24 protein-coding genes and 1 riboswitch are annotated in these 24541 nt (G+C 70.4%); of the genes, 14 read left to right on the forward strand and 10 right to left on the reverse strand.

Going from position 1 to position 24541, the window contains the following annotated elements:
* Positions 1-99: 99 nt before the first annotated feature.
* Positions 100-489 (forward strand): hypothetical protein, encoded by a 390-nt coding sequence (locus tag CGU35_RS17635; protein WP_100812750.1) that lies wholly within the window; start codon positions 100-102, stop codon positions 487-489.
* Positions 490-513: 24 nt separating this feature from the next.
* On the opposite strand, the gene CGU35_RS17640 is transcribed toward CGU35_RS17635, so the two are convergent.
* Together CGU35_RS17640 and CGU35_RS17645 are read right to left on the reverse strand one after the other, a co-directional pair.
* Complete coding sequence (locus tag CGU35_RS17640) at positions 514-1335, reverse strand: ABC transporter permease (protein ID WP_100812751.1); 822 nt, start codon at positions 1333-1335, stop codon at positions 514-516.
* Positions 1332-2666, reverse strand: a complete 1335-nt coding sequence (locus CGU35_RS17645; protein ID WP_100812752.1) for an ABC transporter ATP-binding protein — start codon at positions 2664-2666, stop codon at positions 1332-1334. The genes CGU35_RS17640 and CGU35_RS17645 overlap by 4 nt, the downstream gene beginning before the upstream one ends.
* Before the next feature lie 96 nt (positions 2667-2762).
* Between CGU35_RS17645 and CGU35_RS17650 the strand changes: the two genes are divergently transcribed.
* The 4 genes from CGU35_RS17650 to CGU35_RS17665 all read left to right on the forward strand — a co-directional run bounded on the left by CGU35_RS17650 (position 2763) and on the right by CGU35_RS17665 (position 6317).
* The gene (locus tag CGU35_RS17650) at positions 2763-3830 is read left to right on the forward strand and encodes an enoyl-CoA hydratase/isomerase family protein (protein ID WP_100812753.1); all 1068 of its coding nucleotides are present in this window, start codon (positions 2763-2765) and stop codon (positions 3828-3830) included.
* A 54-nt stretch (positions 3831-3884) separates the two neighbouring features.
* Entirely contained in the window at positions 3885-4772 is an 888-nt protein-coding gene (locus CGU35_RS17655) for an LssY C-terminal domain-containing protein (protein WP_100812754.1), read from the forward strand.
* Positions 4769-5299, forward strand: coding sequence for a hypothetical protein (locus CGU35_RS17660; RefSeq protein WP_100812755.1), 531 nt, complete (start codon positions 4769-4771; stop codon positions 5297-5299). The genes CGU35_RS17655 and CGU35_RS17660 overlap by 4 nt, the downstream gene beginning before the upstream one ends.
* A 67-nt stretch (positions 5300-5366) precedes the next feature.
* Complete coding sequence (locus tag CGU35_RS17665; RefSeq protein ID WP_100812756.1) at positions 5367-6317, forward strand: J domain-containing protein; 951 nt, start codon at positions 5367-5369, stop codon at positions 6315-6317.
* Between the two features lie 45 nt (positions 6318-6362).
* Here the strand turns inward: CGU35_RS17665 and CGU35_RS17670 are convergent, their stop codons facing one another.
* Positions 6363-7883, reverse strand: a complete 1521-nt coding sequence (locus CGU35_RS17670) for a D-alanyl-D-alanine carboxypeptidase family protein (protein WP_100812757.1) — start codon at positions 7881-7883, stop codon at positions 6363-6365.
* Positions 7884-7914: 31 nt separating this feature from the next.
* A riboswitch (TPP riboswitch) is annotated at positions 7915-8023 on the forward strand.
* Here CGU35_RS17670 and CGU35_RS17675 point away from each other — a divergent pair.
* The 7 genes from CGU35_RS17675 to CGU35_RS17705 all read left to right on the forward strand — a co-directional run bounded on the left by CGU35_RS17675 (position 8016) and on the right by CGU35_RS17705 (position 14186).
* The gene (locus CGU35_RS17675) at positions 8016-8657 is read left to right on the forward strand and encodes an ECF transporter S component (RefSeq protein ID WP_100812758.1); all 642 of its coding nucleotides are present in this window, start codon (positions 8016-8018) and stop codon (positions 8655-8657) included. It overlaps the preceding riboswitch by 8 nt.
* A 1-nt stretch (position 8658) precedes the next feature.
* Positions 8659-10173, forward strand: coding sequence for an ABC transporter ATP-binding protein (locus tag CGU35_RS17680; protein WP_232711386.1), 1515 nt, complete (start codon positions 8659-8661; stop codon positions 10171-10173).
* A complete protein-coding gene (locus CGU35_RS17685; protein WP_100812759.1) occupies positions 10170-10985 on the forward strand; it encodes an energy-coupling factor transporter transmembrane component T family protein in 816 nt (271 codons plus the stop codon). Before CGU35_RS17680 ends, CGU35_RS17685 begins: the two co-directional genes overlap by 4 nt.
* Positions 10986-11093: 108 nt before the next feature.
* Complete coding sequence (locus CGU35_RS17690; RefSeq protein WP_100812862.1) at positions 11094-11855, forward strand: SDR family NAD(P)-dependent oxidoreductase; 762 nt, start codon at positions 11094-11096, stop codon at positions 11853-11855.
* 173 nt (positions 11856-12028) lie between these two features.
* Positions 12029-12826: an enoyl-CoA hydratase/isomerase family protein gene (locus CGU35_RS17695; protein ID WP_100812760.1), complete on the forward strand. Its 798-nt coding sequence runs from the start codon at positions 12029-12031 to the stop codon at positions 12824-12826.
* Entirely contained in the window at positions 12823-13662 is an 840-nt protein-coding gene (locus CGU35_RS17700; RefSeq protein ID WP_100812761.1) for an SDR family oxidoreductase, read from the forward strand. Before CGU35_RS17695 ends, CGU35_RS17700 begins: the two co-directional genes overlap by 4 nt.
* An 11-nt stretch (positions 13663-13673) precedes the next feature.
* Positions 13674-14186, forward strand: a complete 513-nt coding sequence (locus tag CGU35_RS17705; RefSeq protein WP_100812762.1) for an NUDIX domain-containing protein — start codon at positions 13674-13676, stop codon at positions 14184-14186.
* Positions 14187-14200: 14 nt separating this feature from the next.
* On the opposite strand, the gene CGU35_RS17710 is transcribed toward CGU35_RS17705, so the two are convergent.
* Positions 14201-14620: a GNAT family N-acetyltransferase gene (locus tag CGU35_RS17710; protein ID WP_232711396.1), complete on the reverse strand. Its 420-nt coding sequence runs from the start codon at positions 14618-14620 to the stop codon at positions 14201-14203.
* Positions 14621-14708: 88 nt separating this feature from the next.
* Between CGU35_RS17710 and rlmN the strand changes: the two genes are divergently transcribed.
* Both rlmN and CGU35_RS17720 read left to right on the forward strand, forming a co-directional pair.
* The gene (gene rlmN / locus CGU35_RS17715; RefSeq protein WP_100812764.1) at positions 14709-15965 is read left to right on the forward strand and encodes a 23S rRNA (adenine(2503)-C(2))-methyltransferase RlmN; all 1257 of its coding nucleotides are present in this window, start codon (positions 14709-14711) and stop codon (positions 15963-15965) included.
* Positions 15966-16162: 197 nt separating this feature from the next.
* A complete protein-coding gene (locus CGU35_RS17720; protein ID WP_100812765.1) occupies positions 16163-17173 on the forward strand; it encodes an aldo/keto reductase family protein in 1011 nt (336 codons plus the stop codon).
* Between the two features lie 148 nt (positions 17174-17321).
* Here CGU35_RS17720 and CGU35_RS17725 read toward each other — a convergent pair whose 3' ends face one another.
* From CGU35_RS17725 to CGU35_RS17750, 6 genes are all read right to left on the reverse strand, one after another.
* Positions 17322-17855: a ribonuclease H family protein gene (locus CGU35_RS17725; RefSeq protein WP_100812766.1), complete on the reverse strand. Its 534-nt coding sequence runs from the start codon at positions 17853-17855 to the stop codon at positions 17322-17324.
* Positions 17856-17913: 58 nt separating this feature from the next.
* A complete protein-coding gene (ppsA, locus tag CGU35_RS17730; RefSeq protein ID WP_100812767.1) occupies positions 17914-20304 on the reverse strand; it encodes a phosphoenolpyruvate synthase in 2391 nt (796 codons plus the stop codon).
* Positions 20305-20362: 58 nt separating this feature from the next.
* A complete protein-coding gene (locus CGU35_RS17735) occupies positions 20363-21184 on the reverse strand; it encodes a pyruvate, water dikinase regulatory protein (protein ID WP_100812768.1) in 822 nt (273 codons plus the stop codon).
* A gap of 132 nt (positions 21185-21316) precedes the next feature.
* On the reverse strand, positions 21317-21820 hold the full coding sequence (locus tag CGU35_RS17740; RefSeq protein ID WP_100812769.1) for a GbsR/MarR family transcriptional regulator: 504 nt from the start codon (positions 21818-21820) through the stop codon (positions 21317-21319).
* 9 nt (positions 21821-21829) lie between these two features.
* Positions 21830-23464 carry an ABC transporter permease gene (locus CGU35_RS17745; protein ID WP_100812770.1) on the reverse strand — a complete coding sequence of 545 codons (1635 nt, stop codon included), beginning with the start codon at positions 23462-23464 and terminating at the stop codon, positions 21830-21832.
* A complete protein-coding gene (locus tag CGU35_RS17750; RefSeq protein ID WP_100812771.1) occupies positions 23461-24402 on the reverse strand; it encodes an ABC transporter ATP-binding protein in 942 nt (313 codons plus the stop codon). The genes CGU35_RS17745 and CGU35_RS17750 overlap by 4 nt, the downstream gene beginning before the upstream one ends.
* Positions 24403-24541: the final 139 nt, after the last annotated feature.

The following is a 24541-nucleotide window of genomic DNA, read 5'->3' on the forward strand; positions in this document are numbered from 1 at the left end:
TCTACGCCGCGGCGCCCCGCTGCGGGCACGGGGTCGATCGTTGCCGCACTGTGAGCAAAGCGTTTCTCGACCGCGCACGCCCGCTGGCAGACTAGGGGAATGGTGACCCTGCTTCTCGACTCGGAACGTCTCGAGGTCGTGCTGTCACCGATCGAGCGGGCGCTCGCATTCCGGCGCGGGAATATCCAGGTGCAGCGCGAGCAGATCGCGAAGGTCATGCTCACGGACGATGCGTGGATCTGGCTCCGCGGGGTTCCGAGCCCCGCGACGACCGTGCCGAGCGTGATGGCCATCGGAACGTGGAAGTCCGGGACCGGCCTCGACTTCGCCGTCATCCGCGGCCGTCGGCCGAGCGTCGTCATCGACCTCGAGGGTCACGAGGACTACGAACGGCTGCTCGTCACGACGCGCCACGGCCTCGAGCTCGTTCGCGCCCTGCGCCTCGACGGGCAGACGGACGACGCGGCGTCGGCTGACGCCGCATCCTGACCGTCGCCCGCCCGTCCGGACGGATCAGGTGACGTCGCGGGTCCAGCTGGCGATGTGCCCGATCAGCAGCAGGACCAGGGCGTACGCCAGCAGGACGAGTCCCCCATGCCACCACTCGAGGCTGTTCCCGCCTCCCGCGCCCATCATGTTGTAGATGCTCGCGCCGATCAGAGCATCGCTCGCCGCGCCGGGCAGGAATCGCGTGACCTCGGAGATCCAATCCACAAGACTGCCCGCGACCCGGAGCAGCGGCTCCACGAACTGGGTGAAGGCCAGGACGAGCACGATCGCCACGACCTGGTTGCGCACGAGCGTGCCGACGCCGATACCGATCAGCGTCCACAGCATCAGGGCGAGGAGGGACCGCCCGAACAGCGCCCAGGTGTCGCTCGAGCCGAGGGCGGTGTCCAGTCCGAGGCCCGCGAGCAGACCCGCGGCGGGTGCTACGGCCGACACGACGGCGAGGGCGCCGTACATCGCGCCGATCAGGATGCCCGCGACGAGCTTCGCCCACAGCACGGTGCCGCGCTTGGGCGTCGCCAGGAAGGTGGGGGTGAGGGTCTGGTGGCGGAACTCGCTGGTCACCATCAGGGTGCCGATGAGCAGCGGGAAGACGTAGCCGACCGAGCCGCCGATGCTGTACAGCACCGAGGCGAGACCGTCGGCGGGGATGGGTGGCGTGCCCGCGCTGGTCGGCAGGTCGCCGGATGCCGAAGCGCCGAAAACGAAAGCGAGGCCGGCGGCCGTGCTGCCCACGTACACGACGAGGACGATGGCGAGGATCCACCAGGCGGTCGTCGAGAACACCTTGGTGGTCTCGGACCGGGTTGCGGCGACAAGGCTCACGATCGCTCCTCGCTGTCGTCGTCTTCCCGGGGACGTTCGTGAGCATCGTCGCCGATGCTCTCTTCTCCGACGTCGTCCGCACGGGGCACGACCTCGATGATGCCCGTCGCGGCGACCGCGAACGACGAGACGGGTGCGTAGGTCGGGCGCGGTTCTTCGGCTTCGTCGTCCGCGTCGATGTCGATGTCGACGTCGACGGGGGAGATCCCGTCACCGGTCCGGGAAGTCGGGTCGGCGGCGGCGGATCCTTCCGCCGCCGGGTCGGCCGTGACGGCGGGGGATTCCTCGGACACTGGTTCCTCGGTAGCCGCTGGTTCCCCGGCCCCGGGTGCTTCCTCGCCGGTGCCTTCCGTCGAATCCTCCGCCACGACCGATGCTGCGGCCGGAGCGGGGACCAACGGTGCGGACGTGAGGGATGCCGCGGCGGTCGGGTGCACGCGGGACCCGTTGACCAGCTCGAGGAAGACCTCTTCCAGCGAGGGGCCTCGCTTCTGAAGCCCCGAGAGGACGACGCCCGCCGCGAGAGCGATGGCACCGATGTCGGCGGGGTCGGCGCCGCGCACCGAGACCCCGGTGCGCAGGTTCTCGTAGGTGACGCCGGCCGCCGTGAGCGCTGCGGCGAGACCCTGTCGGTCGGGAGAATCAACGACCACGGCCTGTTCGGCGGGTTCGGCGAGATCCTCGACCGACCCCTCGAAGACGAGCGATCCGTGAGAGATGATCAACAGGCGGTCGGCCGTCTGCTGCACCTCGGTGAGCAGGTGGGACGACACCAGGACGGTGCGTCCCTGGCGGGCGAGTTCGCGCAGCAGCCCGCGCATCCAGATGATGCCCTCGGGATCCAGCCCGTTCGTCGGCTCGTCGAGCACGAGCACGCCGGGGTCGCCGAGCAGGGCGAAGGCGAGCCCCAGGCGTTGACGCATACCGAGCGAGTAGCCGCCGACGCGCCGGCCCGCGACATCCGCCAGCCCCACGGTGGTGAGTACCTGGTCGACACGCGAGCGCGGCAGGCGCGCGGCCTGCGCGTAGACCTTCAGGTGGTTGGCGGCCGATCGACCGGGGTGGAAGCTCGCGGCCTCGAGCGCGGCCCCGACCGAGCGCAGGGGAGACGCGAGATCCGCGTACGAGGTGCCGCCGATCGTCGCCCGACCGCTGGTCGCGCGAACGAGCCCGAGCAGGATGCGCAGGGTCGTGGTCTTTCCGGCACCGTTCGGACCGAGGAATCCCGTGACGACCCCCGGTTCGACGCGCGCCGAAAAGTCCTGAACGGCCGCGACCGCACCGAATAGTTTGTTGACTCCGGTGAACTCCAGAACCTCGCCTTGGGGCATGCCGTACCTCTCTCTCGGACGCCGTACCCCTCATCTTGACCGATTTTGGGGCGTGAGAGCGGACCCACGCAGGGGAACCGGCGGTACGGTCGGGACATGCGAACGCTGTCGATCGAGTCCTCGCGTGTCTCAGCCAGCTTCACCCGCGGCGTCGGTCGCCTCGTGTTGCAGCGCCCCGAGGCTCTCAACGCGCTCGACCTGGGGATGGTGCGCGGCCTGCGCGATGCGCTCGAGGCGTGGCGGGCCGAGCCGGATGTCGAGCGCATCCTGCTCGAGGGCGCGGGAGATCGCGGGCTGTGCGCCGGGGGTGACGTGCGGGGTCTGGCCGAGAGCATCATGTCGGGCAACGCCGAGGGTGCCGGGTCGTTCTTCCGCGAGGAGTATGCGCTCAACGCGGCCATCGCGGAGTATCCGAAGCCGATCGTGGTCTTCGCGGACGGGGTGACGATGGGCGGCGGAATCGGACTCGCTGGGCACGCCGCCGTGCGCATCGTGACGGAGCGCTCGGCGCTCGCGATGCCCGAGACGCGCATCGGTTTCACCCCGGATGTCGGGGGCACCTGGTTGCTGGCTCGCGCCCCGGGGCGGCTGGGCGAGTACCTCGCCCTGACGGGCGGCTCGATGTCGGCGGCGGATGCGATCGATGCCGGGTTCGCCGACCTGCTGGTTCCCTCGGAACGCCTGGATGCCGTGCGCGAGGCGCTCGAGTCGCGTGCCGATCCGGGCGGCGCGACCGAGGTCGCGATGCTCTTCGACGAGTCGCCCGAGCCGTCCACGCTGGCACGGCACCGGGCCTGGATCGACCCGGCGTTCGCGGCCGACGACGTCGCGGGGATCATCGCGGCACTCCGCGAGCGGCCCGAGCCCGAGGCATCCGCCACCGCCGAACTGCTCGAGACGCTCTCGCCGACCGCGTTGACGGTCACGCTCGCCTCGGTCCGCGCGGCCCGCTCCGATCCCGACCTGCGCGCGTCGCTCGAGCGTGAGTACGGGCTGGCGATGTGGTTCGCCCACACCCAACCGGACCTGCCCGAGGGGGTCCGTGCGCGCCTGATCGACAAGGACGGGGCACCGCACTGGCGACCCGCCTCGCTCGCCGAGCTGCCGCCGGATGTCGCGGCTCAGGCGTTCGCCTTCCGACCCGAGGTGCCGCTCTGGGCCTGACGACATCCGGGCGTGCGTCCGGACGCTCGGGCGCCGTGTCCCTAGAGTGACCCTATGGAACGGTCGGAGCCCCCGCGCCACAGACGCCGCTACTCGGTGGGCGTGGTGCTCGATTGGTTCTTCTTCGTCTTCGCGGGCCTCGCCGCGATCTGGCTCGCCTACCTCGGGTTCACCGAGACGTTCCGGGTCGGATGGTGGGGCATCCCGTTCGCCGTCGTGTTCTGGGTCGTGCTCGCCTACCTCGTGCTGCCGCGATTGCACCGCATCCTGACTACGATCTACGTTCCCGACTACTTCATCGGCCGCACCCGCACGAGCGACGGGCTGCTCGGCGATCCGGTCAACCTGGCCTTCCGCGGAACCGCGGAAGAGATCGAGGCTGCGCTCGAGGTCGCGGGCTGGCGACGCGCCGACCCGGTCACCCTCGCCTCGTCATGGCGCATCATCACGTCGACGCTGAGACGTCGCAGCTACGACGAGGCGCCGGTGAGCCCCCTGTTCCTGTTCAGCCGTCAGCAGGACTTCGCCTATCAGCAGGAGGTCGACGGCAACCCCGCGCAGCGGCATCACGTGCGTTTCTGGAAATGCCCGGAGGGATGGCTGCTGCCGGGCGGAGCCCGCGTCGAGTGGCTCGCCGCGGGCACCTTCGACACCGCCGTCGGGCTGTCGCTCTTCACCCTGCAGGTCACGCACCGCATCGACGCGGACACCGATATCGAGCGCGACCACATCATCCAGACCCTCGTGGCGGCCGAGCCCGCGATCCGCATCGACGTCATCAAGGACTTCTCGAGCGGCTACCACGCACGCAATGGCGGAGGCGACAGCATCCGCACCGACGGTGATCTGCCGATCGTGGATGTCTCGGGTGTCCCGATCCCGACCGACACGCGTTCCGTCGTCGCGGAGCGCGCCGTTCTCACAGAGGGGAGCGCCTCGTGACCGGATCCGCCGGAAGGACCCCCGAGAAGCGCCCCGCATTCGAATCCCCGGGGGACCTCGTCCGCCCGGTCGGGTACGACCCGAACATGCCCCGTCCCGCCGCCATCAGCGCCGGAGCCGGTCTGGTCATGTTGCGGGTCGTCGCGGGCTTCCTGTGGCTCGCGGCACTGGCCCTCAACTGGGGTGACATCGCGCACAGCGTCGAGGTCGAGCTCGGCGAGGACGTGAAGCTGACGGAAGACGCCAAGACCATCGGGCTCGCTCTGATCCTGGCGGTCGGGGGCGTCGCGACGTTTCTCGAGGGTGTGCTGGCGGTGCTGATCTACCGGGGACACAACTGGGCGCGCGTTCTCGTCATGCTGTACGCCGTCGTGTCGATCTCGGCGGCGTTCACGACCTGGTGGGTCGGTGGCCAAGACATCCGGGTCGAGACGACTCTCGTCACGCTGAGCCTCGACATCCTCGTGCTGCTCGCGCTCTCGAGCAGGCAGGCGGCGGCATACGCGCGGCGAAAGCAGCGGCGCTGAGCGGCCCCTCCCAGGGTCCGGGCGTTAGCCTGGAGTCCGCCCGTTCGGCGGCGGAGGAGGCAGTGCGGTGTTCGACAGTCCCCTCTCGACGTCTGCCTACGGCGTGCTCGGCGTCGAACCGGATGTCGATGACGAGCAGCTCCGGCGGGCCTACCGCCAGCGACTGCGCGCGACGCATCCCGACACCGGCGGTGATGCGGCATCCTTCGGTCGGGTGCAGCGCGCGTGGGATCTCGTGGGCACACCGGCCGCGCGTGAGGCATACGACCGCGGGCACGGCTTCACGAACCATGCGCCCGATCCCGGCGCGGGCACCGACGACGATCCGTCCGGGTGGCGTCCGGCGCGGGCGAGCGCTGACACGCGGCCCCGGGCCCGCAGCCACGGGCAGCCCGGTGGCTGGCGACGCGAGCGCTACCTCACCCTGATGCGCGAATGGGTCGGCCGCGGCATCCCCCTCGAAGACCCCTACGCGCCGGCCCTGGTGCGGTCGGCACCGCACGAGATCCGCCGCCTGCTGGCGGATGCGCTCGCCGAAGAGGCCACCGCCCGCGTCGTCGCGGACCTCGGGATGGGGTTCGCGGTGTGGCACGACGTCGCCGCTTCGGGTCGCCGGGGCGATGACCCCGACGCGAAGCTCGACCACATCGTTCTCGGGCCGAGCGGTCTCTACGGGGTGCTCTCCGAAGACTTCGGGGGACCCGTCTCGCTCCGCCGCGGCGAGTTGCAGGGCGAGGACGTCGCGGGTGCGCCGATCGGCGACCTGATCGGCCGGATGCGGGTCGTGTCGCGCGCCGCGGGCGTGCGGTTCAGCGGGGCGATCGTCGTGCTGCCGGATGACGATCTGCCACAGGCGATTCTCGACGTCGGCCGTGTGCGGGGTCTGCCGGTCGTCGTGTGCGGCCGGGTCGCTCTCGCGACGGTGCTGCGCCGCGGTATCCCCGGCGCGCGGGACATGGGCGGCAACGAGGTCTTCGACGTCCGCACGCGGCTGCAGCAGACCGTGCGCTTCGTCTGAGCCGATCGACGCTCCGTCACCTGTGTCGACAGCTCGGCCTATCGCTCAGCCGGCGACGAGACCGAACAGCTGAAGCGGATGCGTGAGCCGCCACCAGAAGCTCGGCCCGGCGACCTCGTCCGCGAGCAGCGCCTCGACCTCGACCTCATCGACCGGTCCGGAGACGCTCACGGTGCCCGCGGATGCGCCGCTCGCGCGATCATCGCCGAGCGACAGGTTCGCGGCGGCCGACGAGGGCGATCCGTTCCAGAGGATGACCGATCCATCCGTCGCGGTCACGATGTCGACGGGATCCGACCACAGTGTCGATACCGTGCCGACCACCGTGCCCGCGGGCAGGGCGATCGTGGGTGCGAGCTGCGCGTCGAGTCCGTTCAGGAGGTCGCGCGCGAGGGCGAATCGCGTCTCGCCGTCGGGCTGCCCGAGCACGGAGGTGTAAGCCCGCACCGTCGTCTCGCCGATCGTGATGTCGCGCGCGGCCAGGACGTTGTAGTCACCGAAGAGCAGTCCCGTCTTGATGCCGACCATGCCGGGCTCGCCCAGCAGGGCGTTGGTGTTCTCGACCAGACCCGCCCCGGGCAGCTCGACCGACTGCTGCGCGACGATCTCGGCGATGACGGGATTCGCGAGGGCGCGGCGGGCGAGGCCGACGAGAGCCGCGGGCGTCGCGGTGTTGCGCGGGCTGATGCCCGACGAGTCGACGACGGTGATGCCCGCCAACCCGTGCTGCGTGAGCCACTGCATGGCGGCACGCGCGTAGACCGCGTCCGAGGGGTACAGGCCGTCCACGAGCTTGTCCGCATAGTTTCCGGCCGAACCGATCAGCATGCCCTGCAGGAGCTGGTACTCCGTGAGCGTGGTGCCGACCGGAACATCGAGCGCGGACTCGTCCGCCGCGAGCGTGTTGCGGTAGTTCGTGCGATCCGCGCGGGTGAATGCGTACTCGGGCCCCGACTCGCCCACCGCGAGGGGGAGTGCGTCGAGAACCACGAGCGCGGTGATGACCTTGGTGATGCTGGCCATCGGAACGGCTGCATCCGCGCTGGCGGCGGTCGTGCCCAGCCCCTCGACGGCGAGGGCGGCGGAACCCTCTGCGGGCCACGCGGGGGTGGCGGGAGCACCCGCCACCGTCTGCAGCTCGACGGCGTCGACGCGCGGCGCGACGGCATACAGCGGCCAGACGAGCATGGCGATCGCGTAGACGGCGACCAGCCCCAGGACGCTGCCGAGCGGGACGAGCACACCCGGGCGGAGCGGCGAGCGCCTCGGCCACCGTTCGACGAGCTCGGTCTGCGGCGGCACCTCGGGCTGCGGCACGGTGGAGGTGCCGTCTTCGCGAACCCACGCGAGCGCGCGGGTGGTCGTGGGAACCTCCGTCGGCGTCGGCGTCGGCGTCGGGGTCGGGGTCGGAATGGGCGCGGCCGCGGGCTCTGGGACCGCGGGGGCGAGGGGCGGTGCCGAGGCCGTCGCCGCCCGGGATTCATCGAGCACCGGAGTCGCGCCCGTCTCACGGCGACGTCGGGCCCGCCGGGTGAGCACGGGCTCAGGCGGGTCGTTCGAGGTCATTCGCCTACGGTACCGCGACAGCTATACTCATCCCGTCAACCACGGGAGTCCGGTGTGCCGGGCTGAGAGGAAGCGAACACGCTTCGACCGTCGAACCTGATCTGGGTCATGCCAGCGCAGGAAGGAGCACTCATGAGTACGTCCACGTCCACATCTGCCCCCGCCACCACCGGGCGCCGCGGATTCTCTGCCATCACCTGGCGCTGGAGGGTCGTCGACATCGTCGTCGCCAGCGTCATCGGTGTCGCGTCCGCCGCGATCTTCCTCGTCTGGAACATCGGCTACGAGGGGCCGAGCTCGATCCTCTCGCCCCTGCTTCCCGGGCTGCAGGGCCTGCTCGCCGGCCCGTGGCTCATCGCCGGCGTGCTGGGCGCGCTCATCATCCGCAAGCCGGGTGCCGCGCTCTACACCGAGCTGCTCGCGGCCGTGATCTCGGCCCTCGTCGGCAACCAGTGGGGTCCGCTGACGATCGCCTCGGGCCTCGTGCAGGGACTCGGTGCCGAGATCGTCTTCCTCCTCTTCGCCTACGCCGTCTGGCGCCTGCCGGTCGCGATCCTCGCCGGTGCCGGTGCGGGCCTCGCCTGCGGCATCAACGACCGCATCCTCTGGTACGCGGGTGCCGACACGACCTTCACGCTCGTCTACATCGCGGCCACGACGATCTCGGGCGCCGTGATCGCGGGTGCCGGCGCCTGGTTCGTGGCGCGCGGCCTCGCGGCGACCGGTGCCCTCGGGCGCTTCGCTTCGGGACGCGAGGTCACGCGGCGCGTCTGACGTGGTCGATCCTTCGATCGCATCCGTCGCCCCCCTCCGCCCCGCGGCGGTCGAGGCGCGGGGCTGGGGCTGGCGCTTCGCCTCGCGTCTCGGATGGGCGGTGACGGATGCCTCGTTCCGCATCGAGCCCGGTGAGCGCGTCCTGCTGCTGGGCGCATCCGGGGCGGGCAAGTCCACGCTGTTGCACGCGCTCGCCGGGGTGCTCGGGGGCGACGACGAGGGCGAGTCGCGCGGTGAGCTCACGATCGACACCCTCCCCGCGGCTCGCGCCGCGGGGAGGGCCGGGCTCGTCCTGCAAGACCCCGACAGTCAGGCGATCCTCGCGCGCGTGGGGGACGATGTGGCGTTCGGCGCCGAGAACCTCGGCATCCCGCGCGAAGAGATCTGGCGCAGGGTACGCGAGTCGCTCGACGCGGTGGGCCTGGATGTGCCGCTCGATCGGTCCACCTCGCAACTGTCGGGCGGGCAGAAGCAGCGCCTCGCGCTCGCGGGGGTGCTCGCCATGCGCCCGGGACTCATCCTGCTCGACGAGCCGACGGCCAACCTCGACCCCGAGGGTGTCCGCGAGGTGCGCGACGCGGTCACGCGAGTCGCCGAGCGGACCGGCGCGACGCTCGTCATCGTCGAGCACCGGATCGATGTGTGGTTGCCGCTCGTCGAGCGCGTCATCGTGCTCGGCGAGCGGTCCGGGTCCGAGGACGACCGCGAGGGTTCCGGCGGGGTCGGGGTGATAGCGGATGGCGCGCCCGACGATGTGTTGGGTGCCCTCGGGCCACGTCTGGCCGCGGGTGGCGTCTGGGTTCCCGGCATCCCTCCGCGACATCCCGCACCTCCCGTGCTCGCCCCGGGCCCCGCCGTGCTCGAGGCGCGCGATCTGACGGCCGGGCGCGTGAAGGGCGTGCCCGTGGCCGGACCCGTGAGCCTCGACGTGCGCTCGGGGGAGGTGCTCGGCATCACCGGGTCGAACGGTGCCGGCAAGTCCACCCTCGCGCTGACCCTGGCGGGCCTGCTGCCCGCCGTGGGCGGCCGAGTCGAGGCATCCCGCGCCCTCGCCGATTCTGCTCAGCGCGATCCGCTGAAGTGGTCGTCGCGCGCGCTGCTGACCCGGATCGGCGCGGTCTTCCAAGAGCCCGAGCACCAGCTGCTCGCGACCACGGTGCGCGGCGAGCTCGAGATCGGGCCTCGTTCCCTCGGTCTACCCGACGACGAGATCGCGCGCCGGGTCGACGATCTGCTCGTGCGACTGCGGCTCGATCGGCTGGCCGACGCGAACCCGTACACGCTGTCCGGTGGCGAGAAGCGGCGGCTGACGGTCGCGGCCACGCTGGCGACGCGCCCGCGGGTCATCGTGCTCGACGAACCGACGTTCGGTCAGGATGCCGTGACCTGGGCCGAGCTCGTCGCGATCATCGCCGAGCTGCGCGACGAGGGCACGGCCGTGGTCGTCGTCACCCACGACCCCGGGGTTCTCGATGCGCTGCACGCCCGTCGCTTCGATCTGCGAGGGACGGCATGAGCGCGCCGGTCGCGTCCCGCGTGCGCACGGGACCGATCGCGACCATCAACCCGGTGGCGAAGCTCGCCGCGGCCTTGCTGATCGCCGTTCCGCTGGTGCTGACGATCGACGCAGTCTCGGCGGCCACGGCACTGCTCCTGGAGCTGGTGCTCTTCGCCCTGTCGGGTCTGCGCTGGCGCGAGTTCTGGCTGCGGACGCTGCCCGTCTGGATCGCCGCTCCGCTCACGGCGCTGACGATCGCCCTGTACGGTGCGCCATCCGGGGCCGTCTACTTCGAGTGGCTGTTCGTGCGTGTGAGCGACGGATCGCTCGAACTGGCCCTCGCGACGTTCTTCCGCGTGCTCGCGATCGCTCTGCCCGGGGTGGTGCTCTTCGTCACGGTCGATCCGACGGACCTCGCCGACGGACTCGCGCAGCTCGTGCACCTGCCCGCGCGCTTCGTGCTCGGCGCGCTCGCCGGGATGCGTCTGCTCGGACTGCTCGGCGACGACTGGCGCGCGCTGGCGCTCGCTCGCCGCGCCCGCGGCGTCGCCGATGCCGGGCGGGTGCGGCGCACCCTCGGCATGGCGTTCGCGCTGTTCGTCCTGTCGATCCGGCGCGGGTCGAAGCTCGCGACGGCGATGGAGGCGCGCGGTTTCGGGGGCCGGATCGTCGACGCCGACGGTCACCCCGTGCCCCGCACCTGGGCCCGCCCGTCGCGGTGGGGTGCGCCCGAGTGGGTGCTCGTGACCGCCGGTGCCGCCATCTCGGCGACGGCGATCTCGGTCGCGGTGGCGACGGGCAGCTGGAACTTCATCCTCGGCCCCGCCTGACCCGCGCCGCGGGGACGGACGGGTGGCGGGGACCCCGTGTCGCGTAAAGTGGGACCGGATCTCAGGGCGTCCGGATGCGGACGCATGGCGTCGTTCGAAGGGGAGCGCATGCAGGCCGAAAGAGCGGGAGCCCTCGTCACGGGCGGGGCGAGCGGGCTGGGTCTTGCCACCGCACGGCGCCTGGCCGCCGATGGTGCGCTCGTCACGATCGTGGACCTCCCGACGTCGCGCGGCGTCGAGGTGGCGGCCGAACTCGGTGGTGTCTTCGCCGCCGCGGACGTCACGAGCGTCTCCGACGTGCGGGCCGCTGTGGCCGAGGCATCCGCTCTCGCCCCGTTGCGGGTCGTCGTGGCGTGCGCCGGGATCGCGACGGCCGCGAAGCTGCTCGACCGGGACGGAAACCCCACGCCCCTCGAGGACTTCGAACGCACGGTGCGCGTCAACCTCGTCGGCACCTACAACGTCATCGCGCAGTCCGCCGCGGCGATGATCGCAACGGAACCGGATGCTTCGGGCGCACGTGGTGTCATCGTCACGACGGCGAGCGTCGCCGCTTTCGACGGCCAGATCGGGCAGCCGGCCTACTCCGCGAGCAAGGGCGGGGTGCACGCGATGACGCTGCCGATCGCGCGCGAGCTCGCCCGCTACGGCATCCGGATCTGCACGATCGCCCCGGGCATCATGGAGACCCCGATGCTGCACGGGTTGCCGCAGGCGGCGCAGGACTCGCTCGGCGCACAGGTTCCGTTCCCGCCCCGCCTGGGGCGACCCGACGAGTTCGCGGCCCTGGTGGCGCACATCGTCGACAACGGCTACCTCAACGGCGAGACGATCCGCCTCGACGGCGCGATCCGGATGGCGCCCAGATGAGTGCCAGACGCGGCAGAGGCGTGGACGCGCTGTGCACACCGTCGCCTATCCGGCACCGCACCGGGTGGGACCCGCGGATCGTCTCGGTGCGCGCCCCGCCGTTCATCGACCCATGCGACGCTGTGCACGCATCAACCGGGAGGCGTACCCACGAATCGGGGGAGGACCCGTCCATGAGTGATTCGATCCGCTACGCCCGCGACGGCGCGCTCGCGCGGCTGACCCTGAACCGTCCCGCGTCGCTCAACGCGATGGGGTTCGAGATGGGCACCCGCTGGCGCGACCTCGCGCGCGAGATCACCGCCGACCCGACGGTCGGTGCCGTGATCCTGGATGCCGCGGGCCCGGCCTTCTGCGCCGGGGGAGACGTCGTCGAGATGGCGACCTCGGGCGCCGCCGGTGCCGACGTGACCGCAGCCGCCCAAACGATCCACGAGGGCATCCGCGCGTTCGTCGAGTCCGACAAGCCGGTCGTCGCGATCGTGCAGGGCGCCGTCGCGGGCGGCGGGCTCGGACTCATGCTGACGGCCGATTACATCGTCGCCGGCGAGGGCGCCCGGTTCGTCAGCAAGTACGCCAATATCGGTCTGACCCCCGACCTTTCGGTGTCGACCCTGCTCCCGGCGGCCGTCGGCCAGACGCGGGCCCTGCGGATGCTGCTTGCCGACCTCACGATCGATGCCGCGACGGCGCTCGAGTGGGGCCTCGTGACGGAGGTCGCCGCAGACCCGGCGGCCCGCGGCGAAGAGATCGCCCGGTTCTGGCTGGGCGGCGCGACCGCGGCGTTCGGGCAGGCCAAGCGACTGGTGCGAGCGGGCGCCCGGCGGTCGTTCGCCGAGAACCTCGCGGACGAGGCGCGCACGATCGGCGCCGCGTTCGACACCCCCGATGCCCGAGCCCGCGTCGCCGCGTTCGCCGCGGCATCCGTCCGTCCGTCAGCACGCCCCGCAGCTCCGAAGGAGACCTCATGACCGACCGCACCCTCGCCGGCAAGACCATCCTGATGTCGGGCGGCAGTCGCGGAATCGGGCTCGCGATCGCCCTTCGCGCCGCAGCGGATGGCGCCAACGTCGCCCTTCTCGCCAAGACCGACACCCCGCATCCGAATCTCGAGGGCACGGTGCATTCGGCCGCGGAGCGCATTCGCGAGGCTGGGGGGCACGCGCTCGCGATCGTCGGCGACGTCCGCACCGACGACGACATCACCGAGGCCGTGTTGAAGACGACGGGCGAGTTCGGCGGCATCGACATCGTCGTGAACAACGCCAGCGCGATCGACCTGTCGGGCTCTCTCGACCTGTCGCCGAAGAGGTACGACCTCATGCAGGACGTCAACGTCCGGGGCACCTTCATGCTCTCGCGTGCGGCGGTTCCCCTGCTCCGCGAAAGCAGCAACCCGCACATCCTGTCGCTGTCGCCGCCGCTCAACCCCTCGCCGCGCTGGCTCGGCGCGCACACCGGTTACACGCTGTCGAAGTTCGGGATGACGATGGTCACGCTGGGTCTGGCCGCGGAATTCGCGGCCGACGGCATCGCGGCGAACACGCTGTGGCCGCGCACGACGATCGCGACGGCCGCGGTGCAGAACCTGCTCGGCGGCGATCGGGTGATGGCCGCGAGCCGGATCCCCGAGATCTATGCCGACGCCGCGTACCTCGTGCTCACGGCGCCCTCGCGCGAGAACTCGGGCCGTTCGCTGATCGTCGAGGACGTGCTCGAAGAGAGCGGGGTCACCGACTTCTCGGGCTATGCCGCGGTTCCCGGCACGCCGGATGATCGGCTCTTCCCCGACATCTTCCTCGACTGAGTCGGCCACGCATGCCCGTGATGAGCGCCGGCATCCTGCTGTACCGGATCACCGGCGACGAGCGGATGTCGCACGGTGACGTGCCGTCGTTCGAGGTCCTGATCGCGCACATGGGCGGGCCTTACTGGGCGAAGAAGACCGACGGTGCGTGGACCATCCCCAAGGGCGAGTTCGATCCGGATGCGGAGTCCGCCCTCGATGCCGCGCGACGCGAGTTCCGCGAAGAGCTCGGCGTCGAGGCTCCCGACGTCGCATACGCCGAACTCGGGACGTTCCCGTACGCCTCCGGCAAGCGCATCACCGTCTTCGTGGGGGACGGTGCGGACTTCGCGCCGGAGGCGTTCAGCTACGGGACCTTCGAGCTCGAGTGGCCGCCGCGCTCCGGCCGCACGGTCGAGTTCCCGGAGGTCGACGACGCGCGGTGGACCGATGCGGCGGCCGCGGCATCGCTCCTGGTGCGCGGCCAGCGACCCGCCCTCGAGGCCCTGACCCGTCACCTCGGGGACGTGTCGGGCGAGCGCTGAGGGTCGCGCGAGGCTCAGCTCAGGCGTTTGCGCAGGAACACCTGCTGGATGCCGTCGTCGCCGTCCACCCGCTCGGATTCGACGTAACCCTCGCGCTCGTACAACCGCAGGTTGGCCTCGCTGAGCGATCCCGTGAACAGCTCCGCCTCCGTGGCCCCCGCGTCGCGGCCCGCCGCCTCGACGGCGGCCAGAAGGCGCGATCCGATCCCCTGCCCCTGCTGGTCGGGGGCGATCGCGATCCGACCGATCAGGAGCAGGTCCCCGTCGCGCCGGGCGCGGACGGCACCGACCATGCGGGACCCGAGGTGCGCCACGCATCCGTCGTTCTGCTGCAGCTCGGACTCGACCTCGGCGAGCGTCTGGGTGAGCGGTGGCATGTTTGGGGTGCCGTAGATGAGGGCCTCCTGCACGAAGGCCGCGCGCTGCAGTGTCATCACCTCGCCCGCGTCCTCGGGGCGGATGGGCCGTACGGCGATGTCCTCACTCACCTTTTCCACGGTAGTCGTCCCGTAGCCTGGAATCATGACCTCCCTGCCTCCCGAGTCCCCCGTCCGCCCGACGGGGCCGGGTCCCGTGCGCCAGGTGCGTCCGGCGACGGAGGGATGGCAGCAGCAGAAGGATGCCTCGGGCCGGCCGCTGCTGCAGTTCGCGAGCCCCAAACGGGGCAAGCCCCCGGTGCACCTCGCCGACCTCACGCCCGAGGCGCGCGTCGCGCGGGCGAAGGAGCTCGGCCTGCCGGGCTTCCGTGCCAAGCAGATCGCGACGCACTACTTCCGTCATCACACCTCTGACCCGGCGCTCATGACCGACCTGCCGTCCGAGCGTCGCGAAGAGCTCGTGTCGGCTTTCCTCCCGCCCCTGCTGACCGAGGTCCGGCGTCTGCAGACCGACGGCGGCGACACGATCAAGTTCCTCTGGAAGCTGCACGACGGCGCGCTGGTCGAGTCCGTCCTGATGCGCTACCCGGGGCGGATCACGCTGTGCGTCTCGTCGCAGGCGGGCTGCGGCATGAACTGCCCGTTCTGCGCGACCGGGCAGGCGGGGCTCACCCGCAACATGTCCGCGGCCGAGATCGTCGAGCAGATCGTCCGGGCCAACGCACTCATCGCGGCGGGTGAGCTCGGCGGCAAGCGCTCCGACGACCACAGCATGGAGCGGGTCAGCAACATCGTCTTCATGGGGATGGGCGAGCCGCTCGCCAACTACGCGCGCGTCATGCAGGCCGTGCGCGTCATGGTCGCGCCGCAACCCGAGGGCCTCGGCATGAGCGCCCGCGGCATCACGGTCTCGACGGTCGGTCTCGTCCCGGCCATCCTGAAGCTGGCCGCGGAAGACATCCCCGTGACCTTCGCGCTGTCGTTGCACGCGCCCGACGACGTGTTGCGCAACGAGCTGATCCCGGTCAACTCGCGCTGGAAGGTCGATGAGGCGCTCGACGCGGCCCGCACCTACTTCGAGAAGACCGGCCGCCGCGTGTCGATCGAATACGCGCTGATCAAGGACATGAACGACCACGCCTGGCGGGCCGATCTGCTCGCCGACAAGCTCAACGCGCGGGGCCGGGGCTGGGTGCACGTCAACCCGATCCCGCTCAACCCGACGCCCGGGTCGATCTGGACCGCGTCCGAGAAGTCGGTGCAGAACGAGTTCGTCCGCCGACTGAACGACGCGGGCATACCGACGACGCTCCGCGACACGCGCGGCAAGGAGATCGACGGGGCGTGCGGTCAGCTCGTCGCGACGGTCGACGACGAGGCCGCGGCCGCCGCGACCCCGTAGTCGCTCGTCACGTCGCGTTCCACAGGTCGCGGTAGTAGGCCATCGGCTCGATAGGTCGTGCCCCCACGACTGTTGACACACACGGCCTGTACCTCCGCGCCGCCCACGAGCCGACGCACGCGCGCGGGCACGGGGCCGGTCTCGTGGGGAATGGACATGTCCGCCTCAGGGGTTCGCGCGCGGGTTAGCGTAGACGAATGGTCAATTATCGCTACCTCGGCAACAGCGGCTTCAAGGTCTCGGAGATCACGTACGGGAACTGGGTGACGCACGCCTCGCAGGTCGAGAACGACGCGGCCATCGCGACGGTCCACAAGGCGCTGGATCTCGGCATCACGACATTCGACACCGCGGATGCCTACGCCAACACCGCCGCGGAGTCCGTCCTCGGCGAGGCGCTCAAGGGGCAGCGGCGCGCGTCGCTCGAGATCTTCACGAAGGTCTACTGGCCGACCGGGCCCAAGGGACCGAACGACTCCGGCCTCAGCCGCAAGCACATCATGGAATCGATCGACGGTTCGCTCGAACGCCTCGGGACCGATTACGTCGACCTGTACCAGGCGCACCGCTACGACTACGAGACGCCGCTGGAAGAGACGATGCAGGCCTTCGCCGACATCGTCCGCCAGGGCAAGGCGCTCTACATCGGCGTCTCGGAGTGGACCGCCGACCAGCTTCGCGCGGGCCACGCGCTCGCGAAGGAGCTGAAGTTCCAGCTCGTGTCGAACCAGCCGCAGTACTCCGCGCTCTGGCGCGTGATCGAGGCCGACGTCGTCCCGACGTCGGAAGAGCTCGGGATCTCGCAGATCGTCTGGTCGCCGATGGCTCAGGGCGTCCTCAGCGGCAAGTACCTGCCGGGCCAGGCGGCGCCCGCGGGTTCGCGTGCCACGGACGAGAAGAGCGGCGCGAACTTCATCAAGCGCTTCCTCGACGACGACGTGCTGTCCGCCGTGCAGAAGCTGAAGCCGGTCGCCGAGCAGGCGGGCCTGACGATGCCGCAGCTCGCGATCGCCTGGGTGCTGCAGAACCCGAACGTCGCGGCCGCTCTCGTCGGGGCGTCGCGCCCCGAGCAGCTCGAGGACTCGGTCAAGGCATCCGGTGTCGTGCTCGACGCCGACACGATGGCCGCGATCGACACCGCCCTCGCGCCCGTCGCGGTGACCGACCCGGCCCAGACCCTCGAGGTCTCGCCGAAGTCCCGCCCGTAGCGGACTCGCCGTCCCGGTAGCGCTGCGTTCGGCCGAGTCCGCCGGTTGCTGCCGACTCCGCCCGTCGATCACGGCGGGCGAGCGGCGCGCTCGACGATAACCGGCGGGCTCGACGCTCCCGGCGCTCTCGGTGGGCTCGGTGAGGTGGTCAGCGCCCGTTCTTCGGCGCGACCGACACGTCGAGCCGGGGATGCAGGCCGCCGAGGGAGGACCAGGCGCTCTCGACGCCGTTCTGCGCATGCTCCGACGAGCGCACGGCGCGTTCGTCCGCCCACGCGTTGAGCACGTGACCCGAATGCCCGCGGACGTGCTCGAGTACGACATCCGGCATCCCCGCCGCGCGGCGGGCATCGCGTGCAGAGATCAGTTGCTCGAGGATGTCGACGTTCTTCGTCGGCGCGCCGGTCGAGGTCTTCCACCCGCGGCGCCGGTGCCCGTCCATCCACCTCGTGTACGTATCGATCGCGTACTTCGAGTCCGCTTGCACGACGAGTTCGGCCACGTCGGGGTGGTCTTCGATCGCCTTCAGCAGCCCGAGCAGCTCGCCGATGTTGTTGGTGCCCTCGCGGATCGAGCCCGCTGCCCAGTGACCGTCCTCGCCGACCCACGCCCAGCCCGCCGGTCCCGGATTGCCCTTGCACGCGCCGTCGGTCGCGACGATGTAGCGAGAGGATTCGGTCACTCGGGCAAGGCTACCGGCGTGCGGGGTCGGTCTGGCACGCCGGCGCCGGCGCCGCCGCTCACACCGCCGGGGTCGCCGCCCCGGCCAGTCGGATCCAGGTCTCGACGACCGTGTCGGGATTGAGGGAGATCGAATCGATCCCCTCTTCGACGAGCCATTCGGCGAGGTCCGGATGGTCCGACGGGCCCTGGCCGCAGATGCCGACGTACTTGCCGCGCGCCCGGCAGGCGGCGATCGCCATCGACAGCATCTTCCGCACCGCCGGGTCGCGTTCGTCGAATGTCGACGCGACGAGCGAGCTGTCGCGGTCGAGCCCGAGGGTCAGCTGCGTCATGTCGTTCGAGCCGATCGAGAACCCGTCGAAGTAGTCGAGGAAATCGTCCGCCAGCAGGGCGTTCGAGGGCAGCTCGCACATCATGATGACCTTGAGGTCCCGCTCGCCCCGCCGCAGACCGTTCTCTGCGAGCAGCTCGACGACAGCGTGACCCTCGCCGACCGTGCGGACGAACGGAACCATGATCTGCACGTTCGAGAACCCCATCTCGTCCCGCACGTGCCGGAGCGCCTCGCACTCCATGTCGAAGCAGGGACGGAAGTCGGGCGAGATGTACCGCGATGCTCCGCGGTAGCCGAGCATCGGGTTCTCCTCGTGTGGTTCGTAGCGGTCGCCGCCCAGCAGGTTGGCGTATTCGTTCGACTTGAAGTCGCTGAGGCGCACGATGACGGGCTCGGGCCAGAACGCGGCCGCGATCATCGAGATCCCCTCGGCGACGCGCTGCACGAAGTAATCCCGCGGAGACGCGTAGGCGGCCGTAGCGGTGCCGATCTGCTCTTTCAGATCCGCCGGAAGCGTGTCGAACTCGAGCAGGGCTCGCGGGTGGATGCCGATCTGCCGGTTGATCACGAACTCCAGGCGCGCGAGGCCGACGCCGTCGTTCGGCAGGCGAGAGAACGAGAACGCCTGGTCGGGCGTGCCGACGTTCATCATGATCTTCACGGGTGCCTTCGGCATCCGGTCCAGGTGCGTCAACTGCTCTTCGAAGTCGAGCAGTCCGCGGTACACGAACCCGGTGTCGCCCTCGGCGCACGAGACCGTGACCTCGTCGCCGTCCGCGATCACCCGCGTGGCATCGCCCGTGCCGACGACCGCGGGGATGCCGAGCTCGCGCGCGATGATGGCGGCGTGGCACGTGCGGCCGCCGCGGTTGGTGACGATCGCGCTCGCCCGCTTCATGATCGGCTCCCAGTCGGGGTCCGTCATGTCCGCGATGAGGACCTCGCCGGGGCGGAAGGCATCCATCTGCGAGACGTCCCGCAGCACGCGTGCGGGTCCGGATCCGATCCGCTGCCCGATGGCGCGACCCGCGACGGCGACCTCGCCCGAGTCGTTCAGCACGAAGCGGCGGATGACTCCGACATCCGTCCGCGAGACGACGGTCTCGGGCCGGGCCTGCACGATGTAGAGCCCGCCGTCGATACCGTCCTTGGCCCACTCGATGTCCATCGGCCGGCCGTAGTGCTGCTCGATCACGAGCGCGTGGTGGGCCAGTTCGGTGATGTCGTCATCGCTGAGAGAGAAGCGGATGCGGTCGGCCACCGGCACGTCGACGAACGCGGTGCTCGCGCCGGCGTGCCGGTCGTTCGTGTAGCGCATCGCGATGGCCTTCTCGCCCACCGAGCGCTTGAGGATCGCGGGCCGTCCCGCGGCCAGCGCCACCTTCGACACGTAGAACTCGTCGGGATTGACCGCTCCCTGCACGACGGCTTCGCCGAGCCCGTACGAGCTCGTGACGAACACGGCGCCGTCGAAACCCGACTCGGTGTCGACCGTGAACATGACGCCCGCGGCGCCGAGGTCCGAGCGCACCATCCGCTGCACACCGGCCGAGAGGGCGACGTCGTGGTGCTCGTAACCGTTATGCGCACGGTAGGCGATGGCGCGGTCGTTGTAGAGCGAGGCGAAGACCGAACGGATGGCGCCCAGCACGTTGTCGATGCCCGAGATGTTGAGGAACGTCTCCTGCTGACCCGCGAAGGACGCGTCGGGCAGATCCTCGGCGGTGGCGCTCGATCGCACCGCCCACGTCACCTCTTCGCCCCCGGCATCGCCGGCGTCGCCCGTGAGACGCTCGTACGCCGCGCGGATGTCTCGCTCGATGTCCTCCGGCAGCGCCTGCTCTTCTATCCACGTCCTGATCTCGGACCCGGCCGCGGCGAGCCCCGCGATGTCCTCGACATCGACGGCATCGATCCGCCTGCGGATGCGTCCCTCCAGGTCGTCGGCCGTGAGGAACGAGCGGTAGGCATCGGCCGTCGTCGCGAACCCGCCGGGCACCTTCACGCCGAGTGCTGACAGGTGCGAGACCATCTCGCCGAGAGATGCGTTCTTGCCGCCGACGCGGGCGACGTCGGCCATGCCGACCTGGTCGAACCAGAGGATGTTCGTCATGCGAGGACCTTTCGGAGGGGTGATCGCGCGAGTTGCGCCGGTCAATGGGAGGACGTGGTCAGGGGCGGAGGCGGAGGGACTGCATGATGACGGCCGACATCTCTTCCACGCTCTTGGTCGAGGAGTTCACGAACGGGATGTGCGCGCGCCGGTAGAGGTCCTCGGCGCGGCGCAGCTCGAGGGTGCACTGGGCGAGGCTGGCGTAGGTCGAGTTGGCGCGCCTCTCGTGGCGCACCTGGCTGAGCCGGAGCGGCGTGGTGGTCAGGCCGAAGCAGCGCGTCCGGTAGCGCTCGAGTTCGCGAGGCAGGCCCTCGGTCGGGTAGTCGTCATCGGTCAAGGGGTAGTTCGCCACGAGCAGGCCGTACTGCAGGGCCAGGTACATGGTCGTCGGAGTCTTGCCGCAGCGTGAGGGGGCGACGATGACGACGTCCGCCTGGTCGAGCGCGCGGAAGCTCTGGCCGTCATCGTGTTCGATGGCGTACTCGACGGCTCGCATGCGCGCGAAGTAGCGCTCGGTGTCGCCCACGGTGTGGAACTGCCCGAGCTGCTCGGATGCCGTCGTGCCGAGCGCGCCCTCGAGCTCGGTGAGGTGCCCGCTCAGCAGGTCGATGTGCGTTGCGCGCGCCGCCCGGATCGTGGCTCCGAGCTCATGCCCCTTCACGGTGCTGAAGACGATCGGCTCGGCCCCCGCCGCGCCCGCGGCCTCGATGTCGCGGACCACGGCCTGTGCGGCCGGTACGGAGTCGATGAACGGAAGCGTTCGACGTGCGAACGTGACGCCCGGAAAGTTGGCGAGGAGTGCGTTGCCGAGGGTCTCGGCCGTGATTCCCGTGCTGTCCGACACGAAGAACGCCGTGCGGTCCGGCTGCGATGGGCTCACGTCGGTGCTCTCTCTCGGGCGCGGTTGCGCCTTAGAGATCGAACCTACGAAAGTTCTGCCTCAATCAGCGGCAAAACGAGTCGAAAGTTTCGGGGAAATTATGCGATCGGCAGGAAGGGGCGAGCGGCTCGCCTATGCGCGCCGCTCGTCGTCCGGCACCTCGTCGCGCGTGGCGGACGAGCTCGTCGCGCGTTCGGCACGCCATTCGGAGGCGAGGCGAGGCATCCGTTCGGCGAGATAGCGCAAGAAGTCCGCGGTGTCGCGAGCGCGATCGACCGAGAGGGGAGCGTCGACGTTCTCGCGGGCGATGGCGTCCATCTGGGCGGCCAGGTTCGCGTAGAGGGGAGCGTTGACCGTGATCATGTCGGCCCAGGCATCGTCGACCAGATCGTAGCGATCACGTCGGTCGCCCGGCCGGGGGAGGCGCTGGATGAGGCGCATCGAGACGAGGTAGCGCACCGCGCCCGAGACCGCGGCGGCCGACACGCCCAGCCGGTCCGCCAGATCGGCGGCCGTGTACCCCTCGTCCGGAGATCCCACGAGCGCCATCATGACGCGCGCGGGCATCCGCGGCATCCCCGCTGCGGCCAGCATCGCGGCGGCCTGCTCGGCCGCCTCGGTCCCGGGATGGTCCATGATTCGAATCTATCCGCCGGTCGCGAGTTCCCGGCGCCGCATGAGGCCGAGCGACCCGACCGCCCCGACGGTGGTGGCGCCGAGCAGCCACCACAGCCCACGCGCATCCACGGTGTCGCCCTCGATGAGCGGAGCGATACCCACGGGCGAGAGGTCGGTGAGCCAGGCGGGGAAGCCGAACAGGGGGCCGAACAACCCCAGCACCATACCGAGCAGCACCAGCGTCCAGCCGAGAGCGATCGTGGCACGCGGTAGAGCGACGAAGATCAGGGCCGTGACGACGAGGAAGACGGATGCCGCGGCGATCTGCCCTCCGCCGACCACGGCGACGTCGCGCATCAGGGCGAAATCCCCGCCCTCACCGTTGACCGCCTGCCCGCCGATCCCGAGCGCCGCCCCGATGGCACCCGCGCCCACGACCGCCACGATCGCGACGAACCCGATCAGGAGATATCCGGCGAGCCACCGGACGCGGTGGACGGGTGTCGCGAGCAGCATCTCGGCGGTTCCCTGTGATTCCTCCTGCCGGGCTCGGCAGACGGTCTGCACGGCGGCGCACGCGGCGAGGACGCCGAGCATCGTGAAGAAGATCGTCACCGTCCCCTGCTCGATGTTGCCCGCACCCGCGATCTGTTCGAGCATCGCCTCGACCGTGGGGTTCGTGGACCCGACCTCGGCCACGATCGATGCGAGCGAGGTGGACAGTGCTCCGACGACGAGGCCGCCGACGGCCCAGCCGACCACGGCGCCACGCGAGAGTCGCCATGCGAGAGCGATCGGCGTCGAGAGCGCGCCGGATGCTTCGACGCGGCCCGCTCGCTCGGCGATGAAGCTCTCGCCCAGGTCGCGGGCGCTCTGCGCGAGCACGGCCCCCGCGATGAGCGTCAGAGCCACTGCGGCCGCGAGAGCGAGCGGAAGGGCGTTGTTCTCGGCGAAGGGTCGGGTGTTCTCGGCCCATCCGAAGGGCGAGAGCCACGTGAGGGCCGAGCTGTCGATGCGCTGCAGGTCATCGCTCGGGGTGCCGAGTGCATTGCCGATTCCGGCGGCGAGGAAGAGCGCCAGCAGCGTCCACACCGAAACCGCGTTGGCAGCACGGGACGTGCGAAAGAGCTGACTCGCGATGAGCCCGACACCGAGAAAGACGAATCCGACGGAGCCGGTTGCGGCGCCCGCGAGGATCGAGCCCGCCGGGCCGAGCCCCGCCGCGATGAAGCCCGTGGCGACGAGAATCGCGAGCAGCACGTTCGACAGCGTGCCATGGACGATGGTGGCGATGACCGGAGAGAATCGCGATGCGGGCGTCGCCGCGAGCATCTCCGCACGCCCCGCCTCTTCGTCGCCCCGGGTGTGCCGGACGGCGAGGAAGGTGCTCATGAACGCCGCGAGCAGGCAGAGCCACGGCAGGATCAGGAAGGTGATGAAGGCGCCCTCGTCGGCGCCGGAGGGCAGGCCGCGGAACAGCAGGATGACGGGGTTGGCGATCGCGGCAGCGAGCAGGGACGTGCGGTCTTGCGTGGTTCCGTACGATTCCGCGACGCCCACACTGGCGAAGAAGGCGAGCAGCGCCGTGCCGATCGTCCACATCGCCACCTGCAGGCGATCCCGCCGGATGCGCTGCCCGAGCAGCGCGCCGATCCCGTTCATCGGGGAGTGCCGACCCGCGTCGCGCTGCGCTCGCCGTAGTGGCGCAGGAAGAGCTCCTCGAGCGAGGGGGGAGCGATGTGCAGCCCCTGCACGTCGCGGCGAGCGAGTTCGGGGAGCACGTCCGTCACGGCGTCGGAGTCGACCGTGAAGCGCACGCGCCCGTCCTCGATGACGAGGTCGTGAGCGCCGGGGAACACCTCTTCGCCCGGCGGCATCGGGGACGGTGCCTCGAACGAGACCTCGGTGCGCGTGAGGTGGCGCAGCTGCGCCAGCGTGCCCGTCTCGACGATCTGTCCGGCCCGGATGATGGACACGCGGTCGCACAGATGCTCGACCTCGGACAGGATGTGGCTCGAGAGCAGGACCGTCGCCCCCGCATCCCGGACCCGCGCGATCTCGCGGCGGAACATGACCTCCATGAGTGGGTCGAGTCCGCTGGTCGGCTCGTCGAAGATGTACAGGTCGGCGGGAGTCGAGAGGGCGGCGATGAGCGCGACCTTCTGCCGGTTCCCCTTCGAGTAGGCGCGGCCCTTCTTGCGGGGGTCGAATTCGAACGCGGCCTCGAGTCGTTCCCTCTCGGCTCGGACCGTGGGGTCGCGCCGATTCGCCCCGCGCAGTCTGGCGAGCAGGTCGATCGCCTCGCCTCCGGACATGTTCGGCCAGACGCTCACGTCGCCAGGGATGTAAGCCACGCGCCGGTGGATCGCGACGGAGTCCCGCCACGGGTCGAGCCCGAAGACGGATGCTTCGCCCGACGTTGCGCGGGCGAGTCCCAGGAGCACCCGGATGGTCGTGGACTTGCCGGCTCCATTGGGTCCGAGAAAGCCGTGGATCTGGCCCGCGCCGACATCGAGATCGAGTCCGTCGAGGGCTCGAACCCGACCGTAGTGCTTCGTCAGGCCACGCGTGGAGACGACAGAGGAGATGGCAGCAGACATGCTGCGAAGTTACACCCGTTTCATGAAATTGTGAATACTCCTCGACGATGTGCGACGGGGTCATGCGGGGCGGGCGTTGGTCGCGGCTTTTTGTATACGCAAGGTCGATTGAGTGACTGACTATCGCGCCGTCGAGGTC

The organism is Microbacterium sp. BR1 (genome assembly GCF_002812725.1).
Classification (GTDB): domain Bacteria; phylum Actinomycetota; class Actinomycetes; order Actinomycetales; family Microbacteriaceae; genus Microbacterium.

Bases quoted from the DNA above. Each gene is read 5' to 3' on its own strand.
- CGU35_RS17675 (WP_100812758.1), top strand. From the start codon at position 8,016: ATGAGTACGTCCACGTCCACATCTGCCCCCGCCACCACCGGGCGCCGC.
- CGU35_RS17720 (WP_100812765.1), top strand. From the start codon at position 16,163: ATGGTCAATTATCGCTACCTCGGCAACAGCGGCTTCAAGGTCTCGGAG.
- CGU35_RS17710 (WP_232711396.1), bottom strand. From the start codon at position 14,620: ATGACACTGCAGCGCGCGGCCTTCGTGCAGGAGGCCCTCATCTACGGC.
- CGU35_RS17650 (WP_100812753.1), top strand. From the start codon at position 2,763: ATGCGAACGCTGTCGATCGAGTCCTCGCGTGTCTCAGCCAGCTTCACC.
- CGU35_RS17685 (WP_100812759.1), top strand. From the start codon at position 10,170: ATGAGCGCGCCGGTCGCGTCCCGCGTGCGCACGGGACCGATCGCGACC.
- CGU35_RS17635 (WP_100812750.1), top strand. From the start codon at position 100: ATGGTGACCCTGCTTCTCGACTCGGAACGTCTCGAGGTCGTGCTGTCA.
- CGU35_RS17690 (WP_100812862.1), top strand. From the start codon at position 11,094: ATGCAGGCCGAAAGAGCGGGAGCCCTCGTCACGGGCGGGGCGAGCGGG.
- CGU35_RS17705 (WP_100812762.1), top strand. From the start codon at position 13,674: ATGCCCGTGATGAGCGCCGGCATCCTGCTGTACCGGATCACCGGCGAC.
- CGU35_RS17695 (WP_100812760.1), top strand. From the start codon at position 12,029: ATGAGTGATTCGATCCGCTACGCCCGCGACGGCGCGCTCGCGCGGCTG.
- ppsA (WP_100812767.1), bottom strand. From the start codon at position 20,304: ATGACGAACATCCTCTGGTTCGACCAGGTCGGCATGGCCGACGTCGCC.
- CGU35_RS17670 (WP_100812757.1), bottom strand. From the start codon at position 7,883: ATGACCTCGAACGACCCGCCTGAGCCCGTGCTCACCCGGCGGGCCCGA.
- CGU35_RS17655 (WP_100812754.1), top strand. From the start codon at position 3,885: ATGGAACGGTCGGAGCCCCCGCGCCACAGACGCCGCTACTCGGTGGGC.
- CGU35_RS17700 (WP_100812761.1), top strand. From the start codon at position 12,823: ATGACCGACCGCACCCTCGCCGGCAAGACCATCCTGATGTCGGGCGGC.
- CGU35_RS17740 (WP_100812769.1), bottom strand. From the start codon at position 21,820: ATGGACCATCCCGGGACCGAGGCGGCCGAGCAGGCCGCCGCGATGCTG.
- CGU35_RS17745 (WP_100812770.1), bottom strand. From the start codon at position 23,464: ATGAACGGGATCGGCGCGCTGCTCGGGCAGCGCATCCGGCGGGATCGC.
- rlmN (WP_100812764.1), top strand. From the start codon at position 14,709: ATGACCTCCCTGCCTCCCGAGTCCCCCGTCCGCCCGACGGGGCCGGGT.
- CGU35_RS17750 (WP_100812771.1), bottom strand. From the start codon at position 24,402: ATGTCTGCTGCCATCTCCTCTGTCGTCTCCACGCGTGGCCTGACGAAG.
- CGU35_RS17645 (WP_100812752.1), bottom strand. From the start codon at position 2,666: ATGCCCCAAGGCGAGGTTCTGGAGTTCACCGGAGTCAACAAACTATTC.